Genomic DNA, 13,105 nt, shown 5'->3' on the forward strand with positions numbered 1-13,105 from the left:
GGGTGTTTTTGTTGTTAGATTTCAGATTTACCAAGGGTTTGAGGGCATTTTTCTAGTGCGAAAGTTGAATTATTAATTATTTCCTCTTATGAAAAAAATTTAGGTTCAATCAATTGCGCAAATAAAAAAACCAACCCTTCAACATTTTAATGAAGAGTTGGTATATTCCAAACTGACATCAAACATGCCTTTTTAAGAATCAACCAAACAAAACCTTATCCATTTTAATTAATATTACCCTCTCGCCACTCTTTGTGCTAATGTCAGTATGCATACTAACAATATCACAACCAGTTACTTCGGATATTATCTTTGTAAGATATTGCTTCCCGTTTTCCAACAACTTTGAACGCATTGACTTTACCATAAGTATGCCGTCCAGATCCTTGGCAAGTTCAACTTCAGCCTTGGTCAGCACCCCTTCAAGCCTAACCAATACCATATCGCGTATAATATCAGTTTTAACATTAATTGGTCCCCTGCCAAGAAACTCGCGCTCAAACTGCATAAATTTTTTTGACAACTGATCTTCTATTTGACCTTTAGAAAAATTTTTCATAAGCAACTCCTGATTGCTTAGTCCATGGCCCCTTTCAACCATTATAATAAGTATATATTAATAAACCCCAAAATGCAAGGGAGTTAAATTTGAAAGCAACAAGGCACACTGGACCCTTCTTTTGCTGGTATCGCGCCTCCCACAAACGCACCTGTTCCAGGGACAGTTGCGGGTCACCCGGATAAGCAGGCTGCCGGCTTCGCTGGGCGGCCTGATCGGCCCCTGTTCGATGAACATTGCTGTAAACCCCTCCCGTAAGATCAGTGTTACGGAAATTTTATCATAAGTTAATGAGCTGTAACGGTTAATTACTATTGTTCCCTACATCTTACCACAATTTTTTTGTGTTTTTTTACTTTTATTGCCGCACCAATTGTGATTTCCCCGGCTCTGTGATATATTATTTTTAATAAATTGTGATAGATATAACTTTCACCTTTTTTTTTGGGGGAGGTAAGTTCCGGATGGTTCCTGCTTTTGTGAAAAACTTTTTACATACGGGCGAACGGGTGCGGAAAACCGTTTCCGCCAGCATGGCGGAACAGGAAAACTGCCGGTTGGTCCTGACCGACAAACGGCTGCTGATCACTTCGGATAATTTTTTTGGGCGGGGTACAATTTTTCACGAGCTGGACTACCTGGATATCCGGGGCTGGCAGGTGGAAAATCCGGACCACACGTCCTGCACCCTGTTGTTGAAAACCACCGCCGGGCCGATCGGCGTCAGCATCACCCAGTCGCATATCAATGAAATCCAGAACATCATCAACGACCGGTGCGGTGGGAAGTTCAGGATCGAACAAATTCCCATTAACCGGCGGCTGGCCAGCAACAAGTGGTCCACCGTCACCCTGCTCTTTATTTTCCTGTTAACCATGCCCTTTATAACGGAAAAAATACAGAACCGGGGCTACTTTAACCAGGAACCGGACCGGCCGGCGCTTACCGAAGCCCAGCGACAGGCGGCCTACCGGGAATGGTCGGCCAAAATTAAAGAATACTGGAACAGCCGGGAAAATGAAACCGGCATCGTTACCGACATTAAAATGTACGAAGAAACCAACGCGGTACGCGTAAACGTTAACATGCAGGACCTTGATGAAAACAACGCCGGCCGGTTGGCTGAATTTATCAGCGGCAACTTCCGTTTAAACTTTCAAGACCGGGCACTGATCTTGAACATTTACAGCCCTTATCCGCATATTATCCTCACCCGGGTCTATAACACCGCCGGTGTTAAAAACACTTAACACCTGAAAAGGGGCCTTGGCAATGCCTTTTTTCCGCAGGCAGAGTTTAAAAACGCAGTTATTGGTTATTGTATTTTTGGCGCTGCTGCTGCCGGCGGCCGCCATGTTTTACGATATTTTTTTTGCCGCCAAAACCGACGATGTGCTCATTCATGCCACGGATAAAAAATTAACCCGCATCGCCAATCTGGTGCATGACCAGGTCCGGCGGGAATTAAAATCTTATCCCGGCAACAGCCAGCCCCTGGAAGAAGTTTTTACGGCGGTCACCGACCCCTTGATCAAACATTACCCCGGGGTAAGGATTTGCTTGTATGACAAAGACTCCGGCGACATAACCATCCTGGGCTATTTACATGAATTCGGCACCCGCCTGCCCGAAGAAAAAAAAGAACGTGAACGGCGCATATATAATGAAACAAAAGCGGGCATCAATGCGGTGCTGGCCAGCGGCAACGCCATCAGCAGGCTGGGTAAGACTTACGACGACCAGTTTTTGGAGCGCCTGGTGCCGCTGCAAATAAACTCCCGAACTATCGCAGTGATCTGGGCCGAAGAAATGATGCACCCCATCTTCGCCCGGAGTTCCCGCATGCGCCTGGTGATTCGCTATGTCATACTGGGCGTGTTCGGTCTCGGAATTGCCGCCTCGCTGGCCACCATTTTCGGCCTGGTCAGAAGAATAAACATCATCAAAGACGGAACGGTTAAGCTGGAGCAGAATTTAAACTATGCGTTACCGCAAATGCCCGGGGAAATGGGTCAGATCACCTCCGCCATCAACAAGATGGCCCGGGGGCTCATTGAAAAGGAGCAGCTCATCGACCAGTACAGGCGCTCGGAAAACTTGATCGCCATGGGGCGCACCATTACCGAAATCGCCCACGAATTGCGCGCGCCGGTAAGTGTTATTCAAGCCGCCGCCCAGGCGATGGCCCTCAATTTTCAAGACCTGCCCCGGCTTGACGAGTATATTCAACAAATTGACCGGCAGGTGGAACGTCACAGTAAGTTAATTAACGAATTGCTTGATTTCGGCCGCCCGGACCCCGGCACCATTGAAAAAATGGATATAAATGAATTGATTAAATCCGTACTCACCGCCAACGAACCGTTAATATCGAAGACCGGCATTAAACTTAATTACCCGTCTGCCGGGCATAAACCGCTGGTTATCCAGGGGAACGCGGAAAAACTGAAACAGGTATTCACCAACCTGATAATCAATGCCCTGGAGGCGATGCGGCAAAACGGCGTTTTAACCATTGAATCCCATGCCGCCGGCGAGCAGGTCGCGGTCTCGGTCCGCGATACCGGAGAAGGCATTCCGCCGGAAGATTTACCCAATATTTTTGAGCCCTTTTACACCAAAAAAGCCGGGGGCAACGGATTGGGTCTGGCGATTTGCAAGCGCATCGTCCAGATTCACGGCGGTTCCATCGAGGTAAAAAGCGTAAAGGGAAGCGGGAGTGAATTCATCGTAAGCCTGCCACTTTATGAAAGGGATGTGATGGCTGTTGAGTAAAGTGAGAAAAATCGTGGTGGCCATAGCGCTGTTTGGTGTTATTATGCTTATAGCCTCCTATTTAAAATGAAAGGCCAAAAAGGGGACTGGGGCTCCGTAAAAGGGGACTGGCTCTTTTTTCGCTTTTTGAAAAAAGTGCCTGTCCCCCTTTTACGGAGCCAGTCCCCTTTTACCTGAAAAAAGTGCCTGTCCCCTTTTTTGCTAAGTGTGTGTTCGAAAAGTAGCATGTACATGCTAGTACAGCATTTGAGCAAAGTTTGCCAAGTCGGGGTAGTTAGCTTTGGTGCCAGGTGTTGAAAGATGAAAATCGAAGATTTTTCAACTTTCAACACCTGGCACCTATCAAACGTGTGTCTCGCGCTGACTTTTCGAACAACCTCTATAAACGGAAGTTGACAAAAACCCTTTAACATGTTATTGATAGGATAAATATTTGTCATTTTTGAGATCCAAATATTCATAATTTTCTATTATTTTTTTTTTGAAGGGGGGTGGAGAATTATGCAAAGATGTTTGAGAATTATGGATATCATGCGCCCACCCGCGGACTATCCGACCGTAACACCGGAACAAACCATCCGGCAGGCCTGGCATATAATGGGAAGCCATTACCGAAACAGGCGTTTTGAATATGACAACGGCGAACGACTGCTGTTGGTGGTTAATAAAGAAAACCGGCTGGTGGGGCTGGTAAACGGCGCGTTAATCACCAAACATGTGGATGCGCGGGTCTACGAATTGGCTTCCAGGGTTCCCGGGGGTTTTCTGGAGAATGAGAGCGATCCCGCCACCGCCTGCCTGCTGCCCCGCCTTAAAGTAAGCGATATTATGTTACCCGTTGAAAACATAGCCCTGAAAAGCACGGAAACTATCACCAAAGCCCTGTTCATCATGCTCAGGAACAACCTGGGCAGCCTGCCCGTTTTAAACATCTACCGGCAAGTTGTCGGCACTGTCGCGGCGGGCGACGTATTCCATCACCACGGCCTGGGCTCGGGCTATTGTAAAACGGCGTTTATGAACTACGACTATTTACGCTATGGTTTATTTGATGATTACTACGCAAATTACGATGAAATTATAGAAAAAAAAGAAGCCCCGCAGGGGACTCAATAATAGGGAGAAGGTATGGGGAGAGAAAAAAACCCTTTTAACGGCGGCCGGGCCGGCAAGCCCGGCCGCTGCGCTGTTTTTACCAACCTTATTTCACGCCCGGCCAGGGTAGGAAGTTCCAGTAACCGAAGCAGGCAACTCCCCAGAGGATCAGTATGGAGATGATAATGGCCGGTATGCCGTACTTGATAAAATCGAACACCGAAAGCAGGTGCTCCCCGGTCTCCGGGTCCCGGGCCATCCCGTAGGCGATGGCGTTGTTCACGGTGCCGACAATCATGGCGTGGGCGTAAGAGGAGCTGAAGGAGCAGGCCAGGCCCACCTTCCAGAGGTGGATACCGCCGATCTTGGCCATGGGCAGCACCACCGGGCCTATTGCGCCCACCGTGGCGCCGTCCGACATGAAGTTGGTAATTATCACGGTGAACAAACTGACCGCCAGCAGGATCAAGCTGCCGTGACTCCAGGATTCAGGCAGGATACCCAGAAACTCCCGGGCCAGCCAGAGGGCACCGCCGGTGGATTTCAGGGCCACGCCCATGGCGCAGGCTGCGGCGTACAGCAGCACCACGTCCATGGCCACCCGCCGCTGCAGGTCCTGCCAGGTCACCACCCGGGACAGTAGCATGGCGACCACGATAATTATAGTGGTTCCGCCCAGGCCGAACCTGTCGCTGAAGCCCACCCACAGCACCACCAGGGCGGCGAACAGGACGGCCATGCGCAGTTCCTTGCCCTTGAGGGGGCCGATATTTTCCACGTTTTCCTTCATCACCTTGGCAATTTCAACATTGGCCTGGGTCCGGCGCCCCGCGGTGAAGTACATGTAAGCCCCCATGGCAATCGCCAGCACCGGCACCACGGGCAGGCCGTACATCATCCACTGTCCGAAACTGATGGGCACCCCGTAGCCGCTGAAATAACCAACCATGATGGCGCTCCGGCCACCCACCGCCGGGGACCCGGAACCGCCCACGTTGGCCGCGAAGCAGATGCCCAGAAAGAGCAGTGCTGCCAGGGCCGGGTCGGCTTTAACGCCCGCTTTTTTGCACCCGTTGACATACACCAGCAGCAGAATGGGGCAGAGCAGCGCCACCAGCGCGTGTTCCGAAAAGAACCCGGCCACTACTGCCAGCAAGGGAAAAAAGAGGAAGCAAAAGCCCTTGGCCCCTTTAATTTTCCCCAGCAGCAGGTAACCGATACGCCGGTCCAGACCGGTGAGGGATACCCCGGCGGCCACACACAGCACCCCGCCGATGAAGAATACCGCATCCTTGAAATATGCCTGAGAGATTTTATTTATGGGCAAAAGCGAGAATAAGTACAGGATCACCGCCACCAGAAAGTCCGTCGCCCCCAGGGGTATGGCCTCGGTACCCCACAGCAGCGCCACCGTGAACAAAAGCGCCACGGTCACCTTGGCCTTTTGGGCCACCTCCACCGGGGTAAGCTCCGACTTCATCAGCTTGTTATATGAATCCACGTAGGTTGTGGTACCGCTCTCCAGGCTGGCTCCCAACGGTTTTTCCTCGGTCATCAGGTTCACCATGCTCTGCGGCGGGGGAATGATAACCATGGTAATGAAAAAGAGCGCCAGAAGCAGCATGATCAACGGCCTGTTCCCCGGCACGCCCGCCCACCAGGCCCAGGAACCGACCGGTGCCGATTGCTCAACGCCGATAGTACTCACATCAGCCATTGTTTCAACCTCCTTTTATAAACCTAACTTATTAATCTTCAAGATAAGTCCATGATCAGGCTGTCAAAATCCGATATTTTTCAAAACCGCAATGTGCTGTTATAACTTCACCGGGTCATTTTAACCACCCCCTTTTTCGTTAGTAATTTCTATCTCCCCTTCCGGGGGATAATATTTGAAAGCTTTTATTCTACGGCATTCCCTTCCGGCAAAGCGGTTTTTTCTTCCAGTTTCAAGGTATTTACGGTTTCATATATGAGCACCGGCTGGCCGTTTTCCACCCGAATTGTCAACTCCCCCCGGGCCATGCGGCGCATAAAACGAATCAATTGTTTTTCACGATTGGTTAATGAACCGGAGTCAGCACCCGAAGGCATTGATTTTCCCCCTTCGTCATATATTGCAAATCAGATAATGTGCTATTTTTCACAATATATCTATAAAACAAAGGCTGACACACCCCCGGTTTTTTTCGGAGAAACGTCAGCCTATCGTTGTTCGATTCGGCACCACATTTTTAAATGTCCGACACCTATATCGTTGTATATATCCTGAGGCTATACTTGGTTTTCCGTTAGCAGGACGCTTACTTTTTCCCTTAAACCGGCCATATCAAAAGGCTTGGTTAGATATCCCGCGGCTCCCCGGTTGATCGCCTCGAGGGCTACGGACATGGAACTGTACCCCGTCATGATCAATACCGGTATGCTTGCGCTTTTTTGCATCACCTGCTTCAGGATATCCAGTCCGTTCATGTCATTTAAACTAACATCCAAAAGGATCAATTTGACATCATCAAGATTATCTGTAAACAATGCCAGGCCCTCCCGGCCGCTGGTGGCGGTCAAAATTCGGTACCCGCCGCTTTGTAAGGACTTTTCCAGGGCCCAGCACATACCCTCATCGTCATCAATGATTAATATGCTTGCCATATCTACCCTCCCCAAAAGTCAACACTCATGAACTCCTGCGTACTGTCTCTTGGACCTTTTGTTGGATTTTATGCCGGAGACGGGGTGCTCTTCCAGTTTGAAAGTGCGTATGGCTTCGTAAATTAAAACCGGTTTTCCGTTCTCCACCCGCACCTTGACCTCACCCCAGCCCAGTTCCCTAATAAATTTTATCAATTGTTTTTCCCTGTTGCTTAAAGGCAAAGGCACCACATCCTTTTCCCCCATATCTACCCGTGCGGTTTGTGATTTATCTCACAATACCACTGTATTTTAAAACCGTCAATACTTAATTTTATATTCATTTTGATTTGTCATTGCCGGGACGTGCAGCCTGATATTGCTTGAATGCTGCGATACAAGGATCCTGTTGCACCTGTGAATTTTTTATTTTTTAAACTGGTTTTTTATTAACAAAGCAAAAAAAAGACCTCCAAAAAAGGCCCCCATAATTATGGCTTTGTTTTTCTTAGGCCATTTTAAGCCAATACAACCGGTGCCGGGCATTTAACCCCAGTTCCTCGTACACATCCGCTATCCGCACGATACCGATCACCTTGTGATAGATGTTGATTACCGGCAGGGCTTCCAGGCGGTGTTTAAGCATGATACGCAGGGCAACCACCAGTGAATCCCAGCTTTTCAGCATTATTTCTTCATCAGCGCACATTATTTCCCGCACCGAGCGCCGGTATTGCTCTATGCAATTGGCGTTCAGGTTCCCCTCATAATAGCCGGGAACCCTGCGAACCGCCGCCAGGTAACGCTGGTTGAAAGTTTTCAACATTTCCCGCATGGTAACCATGCCCACCAGGGCGTCATCATCGTTATAAACCATCAGGTAACCCTGGTTATAGTCCGGGTGTTCTTCAATAGTGAAAACGAATTTGCACATTTTTTCCCAGGCATCACGCAAGGGCAAATTTTCACGGATGATCGGGTAACCCGCCGGAAGCATAATGTCCATAACCCGTTTTGCGCACATCAAAGATCACCTCCCGTCATAATGTAAGCCAACTTTTAGCTAAACGTTGCATTATGTTTTATTTAACTTAAATATAAAATAAAGTGGCTTTAGTTGTAAACAAAAACACCTTTAACAGACATATTTGACAGTCCAGCAAACCACCTGATTTGGCTATAATTTCACAAACCAAGTACTTGTAGTGACAAAATATTAACGACCGGCAAATATTATTATGCAACTCAATATTGGTTAAATTTTTATACATTATTTAATTTAATTTTTATATTGACACGGGATGAACTCCTTGTTATAATTGAGAAAAATTTAACGAAGTCGGGATATCCCATCAGCCGAATCGAACAACGATAGGCCGGTGAACATTAACAGGTAATGTTCACCGGCCTGTTTCATTTTAAAATAACTGACAGCGCCGGGATGAACTTGTCGCTCATGCAAATCCGGGTAGGGTGGATCCGGTATGGGCAATGGCAGGTATTAAAGCGGGTAAAACAACATGATCAGCAGGATCAAGGGGTATTTTGTTTTCATTTAATGCCTGCGTACTTTCCACCATCAAGCATGAGCCATATTGCTCATGCTTTTTTTTTAAAATTTTATGAAGGAGGGACTGCCATGTCAGCAATTTCACAAACAGGTGACCATTGCGGCAGCTTTGCGGTAAAGGGTTTTTTGAGACGCCTGTTAAAATCCCTGACCGGTTTTGCCAGAACCAAAACCATCTCCAGGACGGCTAAAATTTTTCATGGAGATTATGCCTATGATTTAATACCGGATACAGCAATCAACGATTTCATGAACATGCGGCGGGTTACGTCGGTGGATGCCGGGGATTGCTACGTTTGTATTTTTGAAAAGCCCCTTTACCAGGGCGGTTATTTCATCATCGGTCCCGGGGAAAGGGCGGATGTCGGTGCTTGCGGCTCCGTAATAGTGGGTATGCAAAAGTTCTCCGTTAACATGGCCAGGAAAAACGCCAGGCTCCCGGACCGGTTCTGGGAACTCTCCGGTCCTATGTACCAGTGGCATTTTGCTGCCGGCTACAGATATGTGTAGGGTGCAAAAACAATTTAGTATACAAAAAAACCGAATGGTGCTACCTTCCGCTCACCGATCAGCCACTTGGGGACATTCATACGAAGGAGGTGTATCCCCTTTCCTTACTACAAAAAATTAAATAGCCTGCTAACCGGCCCTTGAAAAAAGAACTTGTGAAATTTTTATCAAAGGGTATTGACAAATGTAGTGACACAATCATAATCTTTATGCAAAGGTACGGTTGCGCCATCCACCCGGTTGTAAAACCGGCGCGACCAACCCGCTCATCTTTGCCGGTCCGGCAAGGAAACCGGCGCATCGGTCAACCTAATCGGTTAACCTGGAAGTTGATTAAATTAAAAAGGAGGTAAAATAAGGGCATTTTTAATATAAAGTATTTTATCGACAAGGGGGGTGATTACCGGCCCAAGGAAAATTTGTCACCGAAATAGTGAAATATTTCACCATCTCAACAGGCTTAATTCAACAGTTTGCACTTATATGTTATAAGGAATTTTGTCATTGCCGCGGGGAGGCCCTTACCCCGCAGGCAACCGGACAACAACTTCCGGTAGAAAAAAAAACGGCATCAAGCGGCATGAAAAAAAAATTAAACCTGTAAAAGGGGGTTAACCCATGAGAAACCTGTACGCGGGCCTTATGCAGGCGGCAAGGGCCCACGCCCAATGGGAGATCGAAACCTCCCGGGTGATTATCGGAAACAGAAAAAAACTCTTGATCCTGTTGATCATGTTTTTACCCGTTTTAATACCTGCCATTGCCCATGCCGGGTCCACCCTGCCCGGTTTCATCGGCGGCAAATCGTCTTTCGGTCCATCGTTCTTTTCGCCGACCACATTTTACGGCTCCATCCTGGTGGGGCTTTGCGCCGGTCTGATCACGGGATGTATCGGCGCCGGCGGGGGCTTCATCATTACCCCGGCGCTGATGAGCCTGGGCGTTAAAGGCATAATGGCCGTCGGTACCGATATGTTCCATATTTTCGCCAAGGCGATCATGGGCACAACGGTGCACAAAAAACTGGGCAACGTGCACGTAGGTCTGGCCATCGCCTTCCTGGGCGGTTCTTTCCTGGGCGTTACCGGCGGCGGCATATTGAACCGGGCCATTTTCAACTATAACCCGGTGCTCAGCGGTTTCATCATCAGCCTGGTGTACGTGTTCATGCTGGGATTCCTGGGCTTCTACGCTATGAGCGACTTTATGCGGTCCAGAAAAACTCCCCAAAATGCCGGGGATGCACACGGCGGGTCCAGCGGGCTTACCCCGTTGGCACGGAAACTGCAGAGCGTCAATATTCCTCCGATGATTAAGTTTGACGAGGAACTGACCCCCGGCGGCAGAAAAATCTCCGGTATATTTGTAGCTTTTTGCGGCGGCATCGTCGGCTTCGTGGCCGCCATCATGGGTGTGGGCGGAGGCTTTTTAACCTTCCCGATGTTCGTTTACGGGCTGGGCGTATCCTCGTTCACCACTGTGGGCACCGACATTCTGCAAATCATCTTTACCGCCGGTTATGGCTCCATCACCCAGTACGCCATTTACGGTTACGTTTTCTACACCCTGGCCATGGGCATGCTGGTGGGTTCCCTGCTGGGCATCCAGATCGGCGCCCTGACCACCAAGGTCGTGCCGGGTATTTATATCAGAGGTTTCTACGCTCTGGCCATCCTGGCCGGCTTTGTGAACAGACTGTTCGACCTGCCGGATAAATTAAGACAGATGGGCTACATCAGCATGACCCCGGCCACAACAAAACTTATTTCCCAGGTAGGCGTCGTCATTTTCTTTGCCCTGGTGGGCGTTTTCGCCCTCTGGATATTGTCCACCTTTGTGCGCAGTATTCCCAAACTGCGGGCTGAAGCCGTGGCTGCAGCCCCTGGCGGGAAGGGGGAATGATCCGATGATAACCAATAAGAAAACCTTTGCTCTGGGATTGTTTTTGATGCTGTCCTTCATCGCAATATTTGCCGTGATGATGTCGCCCATATACGGGAATGGCAGAAACGGCCTGGAATTTGCGGATGATATGTTCAACTCCCTGTCCAAAGGGTCCGCCAACTTCATGCAAAGTGAACAGCAAAAAGCCGATAAATTGACCGGCACCGCCATTGAAGTTAACCTGGCCGCCTCCGACGGCGTTGAAGCGGAAAAATGGAACAACTTGTATACCGCCGCCGGCGCAACTGTCAATGTTTCCGGCACAGACGTCAATATCAAGGGTGACATGGGCCAAATCTTCACCGCTATTCTGGCGGACTGCAAGGCCATGTACGACAACAACGGCGATGTACTCAGCGGCAAGTACGGCATGGAAGGCCGGGAAGCGACCTATGCCTGGTACACTTCCCTGAAAGGCATGGATAAAGCCTTTGAGAAGCAAAAGCTCTTCAAGGAACAGTCCGCCGTGCAGAGCCTGGTCAAAAAGGCCGTGGAACCGGCTTACAACTATTACGGTATCGAAGCCAAACAGGTGGCGGACAACAAAGTAATGTTATTCCTGCTCATGTCCTTCTACCTGGTATACACACTATGGTACGGGTTCGCCTTCTATTTCATGTTCGACGGGTTGGGCATCGCCACCACCAAGGCCGCCAAGAAAGCCGAAGCATAAACAAAAAAGGGGACAGGCTACTTTTCCTGGCAAAATAAGGGGATTGGTAACGATTTCTAAAACGCATCGTTACCAGTCCCCTTTTTGCGTATGCTTTCCTCAACAATAAAAAAGCCAAAAAGGGGACAGGCATCTTTTTTCAAAAAACGAAAAAAGCAGCCTGTCCCCTTTTTTCCTTTATGCTTTAAGAGGTTATTCGAAAAGTCCGCGCGAGATCCACGTCGCCAGTCGCTCCGTTCCTCAAAGCCTCCGCTGCCTTGATAGGTGCCAGGTGTTGAAAGTTGAAAAATCTTCGATTTTCAACTTTCAACACCTGGCACCAAAGCCGACTACCCCGACTTGGCAAACTTTGCTCAAGTGCTGCCCTGGTACCTACGTGCTCCTTTTCGAACACACACTTTAAACGTACCTGTAGGCGCGGGAAAATTGCATTACGTACATGGGCCCGTCAAGCTCCCAGAAACCTCCGGGGGGTTGCCCGTTGCGCCTGACCGATTCCACGGGTATTTTACGGTCGCTGATTACCACGGAAGCGCATTGGCTCACCTGCGCCTTTTCCCCCGGCCCGATAACCTGGTAGTTCCCCCGGTATTGCTCATCATCAAAAATACATACGTAGCAGTCCCCGGCATCAATCGATGTGGCGGGACTCATATAATGAAAACTTTTTATGGCCGTATCGGGTATCAGCGGGTAACTGAAATTGCCATGCCAGATGCGCGCTCTTTTGGTAATCTCCGGTCTTCTGAAAAACCCCTCCAGGGATTTTATCAGATGCTGCAGAGAAATGCCGGGAATCCAGTCCAGATATTTATTGCCTGCATGGGAGACGCTCGACATATTCGCTCTCCGCATAATCACCCACCACCTGTTATATATATATCATAATTTACCTGCAGTTAAATTGCGCCGCTGAACCGCCCAAAAGCACTAATTTTTCCCTTAAGGGGTCATATGCATGTCGAAGGTTTCACCATCCGGCAAAACCCCAAAATCCCAAACATTATATTTTCAGAATGTTTTTAAATATATTTCTTCTTACCTGTATTTTACCTTGTCACCACGGTTATAGCAAGTTAAAAATACATTTAATGCCCGCTATTGCTATAATTTTTGTGTTATAACTCATATATTTGTCACTGATATTTTGTTCTTTAAAATCCCTCCCCGGCCATTACAACGTCATACCTTTTCAACATTGAAACAAGCTGTTAAGAAGGATTTTAAACAGCCAAGGGAGAATCATATTAACACAACCTGAAAACCGAAAATATTATAAAATTTCTGCAACGATTAGGTTTTTCAGTAAACCCAGACGCTTTGCCAGTCTTGTTAAAATAAACCACCCCGG

General features: G+C 48.5%; 14 protein-coding genes. 7 read left to right on the forward strand and 7 right to left on the reverse strand.

The genetic code is table 11. The features are described 5' to 3' along the window. Positions 1-199 precede the first annotated feature (199 nt). On the reverse strand, positions 200-559 hold the full coding sequence (locus tag BM299_RS00005; protein WP_092481413.1) for a Na-translocating system protein MpsC family protein: 360 nt from the start codon (positions 557-559) through the stop codon (positions 200-202). Between the two features lie 121 nt (positions 560-680). On the opposite strand from BM299_RS00005, the gene BM299_RS20300 reads away from it, so the two are divergent. The 4 genes from BM299_RS20300 (at position 681) to BM299_RS00030 (ending at position 4,450) form a co-directional block, all read left to right on the forward strand. Continuing rightward, positions 681-845 (forward strand): hypothetical protein, encoded by a 165-nt coding sequence (locus tag BM299_RS20300; RefSeq protein WP_165608104.1) that lies wholly within the window; start codon positions 681-683, stop codon positions 843-845. Positions 846-1,023: 178 nt separating this feature from the next. Next, entirely contained in the window at positions 1,024-1,809 is a 786-nt protein-coding gene (locus BM299_RS00015) for a PH domain-containing protein (protein WP_092481415.1), read from the forward strand. 22 nt (positions 1,810-1,831) lie between these two features. Continuing rightward, a complete protein-coding gene (locus BM299_RS00020; protein ID WP_092481416.1) occupies positions 1,832-3,334 on the forward strand; it encodes an ATP-binding protein in 1,503 nt (500 codons plus the stop codon). A gap of 501 nt (positions 3,335-3,835) precedes the next feature. Next, a complete protein-coding gene (locus BM299_RS00030; protein ID WP_092481418.1) occupies positions 3,836-4,450 on the forward strand; it encodes a CBS domain-containing protein in 615 nt (204 codons plus the stop codon). Positions 4,451-4,535: 85 nt separating this feature from the next. On the opposite strand, the gene BM299_RS00035 is transcribed toward BM299_RS00030, so the two are convergent. From BM299_RS00035 to BM299_RS00055, 5 genes are all read right to left on the reverse strand, one after another. Then, a complete protein-coding gene (locus tag BM299_RS00035) occupies positions 4,536-6,146 on the reverse strand; it encodes an SLC13 family permease (RefSeq protein WP_092481419.1) in 1,611 nt (536 codons plus the stop codon). 185 nt (positions 6,147-6,331) lie between these two features. Beyond that, entirely contained in the window at positions 6,332-6,523 is a 192-nt protein-coding gene (locus BM299_RS00040; protein ID WP_092481420.1) for a hypothetical protein, read from the reverse strand. Between the two features lie 180 nt (positions 6,524-6,703). Further along, a complete protein-coding gene (locus BM299_RS00045) occupies positions 6,704-7,078 on the reverse strand; it encodes a response regulator (RefSeq protein ID WP_092481421.1) in 375 nt (124 codons plus the stop codon). Positions 7,079-7,096: 18 nt separating this feature from the next. Further along, entirely contained in the window at positions 7,097-7,309 is a 213-nt protein-coding gene (locus BM299_RS00050) for a hypothetical protein (RefSeq protein ID WP_245779573.1), read from the reverse strand. A gap of 256 nt (positions 7,310-7,565) precedes the next feature. Next, positions 7,566-8,081 (reverse strand): CBS domain-containing protein, encoded by a 516-nt coding sequence (locus tag BM299_RS00055; RefSeq protein ID WP_092481423.1) that lies wholly within the window; start codon positions 8,079-8,081, stop codon positions 7,566-7,568. Between the two features lie 615 nt (positions 8,082-8,696). On the opposite strand from BM299_RS00055, the gene BM299_RS00065 reads away from it, so the two are divergent. The 3 genes from BM299_RS00065 to BM299_RS00075 all read left to right on the forward strand — a co-directional run bounded on the left by BM299_RS00065 (position 8,697) and on the right by BM299_RS00075 (position 11,754). Beyond that, positions 8,697-9,137 carry a hypothetical protein gene (locus tag BM299_RS00065; RefSeq protein WP_092481425.1) on the forward strand — a complete coding sequence of 147 codons (441 nt, stop codon included), beginning with the start codon at positions 8,697-8,699 and terminating at the stop codon, positions 9,135-9,137. A 618-nt stretch (positions 9,138-9,755) separates the two neighbouring features. Further along, complete coding sequence (locus BM299_RS00070) at positions 9,756-11,039, forward strand: sulfite exporter TauE/SafE family protein (protein ID WP_092481426.1); 1,284 nt, start codon at positions 9,756-9,758, stop codon at positions 11,037-11,039. Positions 11,040-11,043: 4 nt separating this feature from the next. Continuing rightward, positions 11,044-11,754, forward strand: coding sequence for a hypothetical protein (locus BM299_RS00075; protein WP_092481427.1), 711 nt, complete (start codon positions 11,044-11,046; stop codon positions 11,752-11,754). 399 nt (positions 11,755-12,153) lie between these two features. Here the strand turns inward: BM299_RS00075 and BM299_RS00080 are convergent, their stop codons facing one another. Next, a complete protein-coding gene (locus tag BM299_RS00080) occupies positions 12,154-12,609 on the reverse strand; it encodes a hypothetical protein (RefSeq protein ID WP_131820587.1) in 456 nt (151 codons plus the stop codon). Positions 12,610-13,105 lie beyond the last annotated feature (496 nt).

It is taken from the genome of Desulfoscipio geothermicus DSM 3669 (assembly GCF_900115975.1).
GTDB lineage: Bacteria > Bacillota > Desulfotomaculia > Desulfotomaculales > Desulfallaceae > Desulfoscipio > Desulfoscipio geothermicus.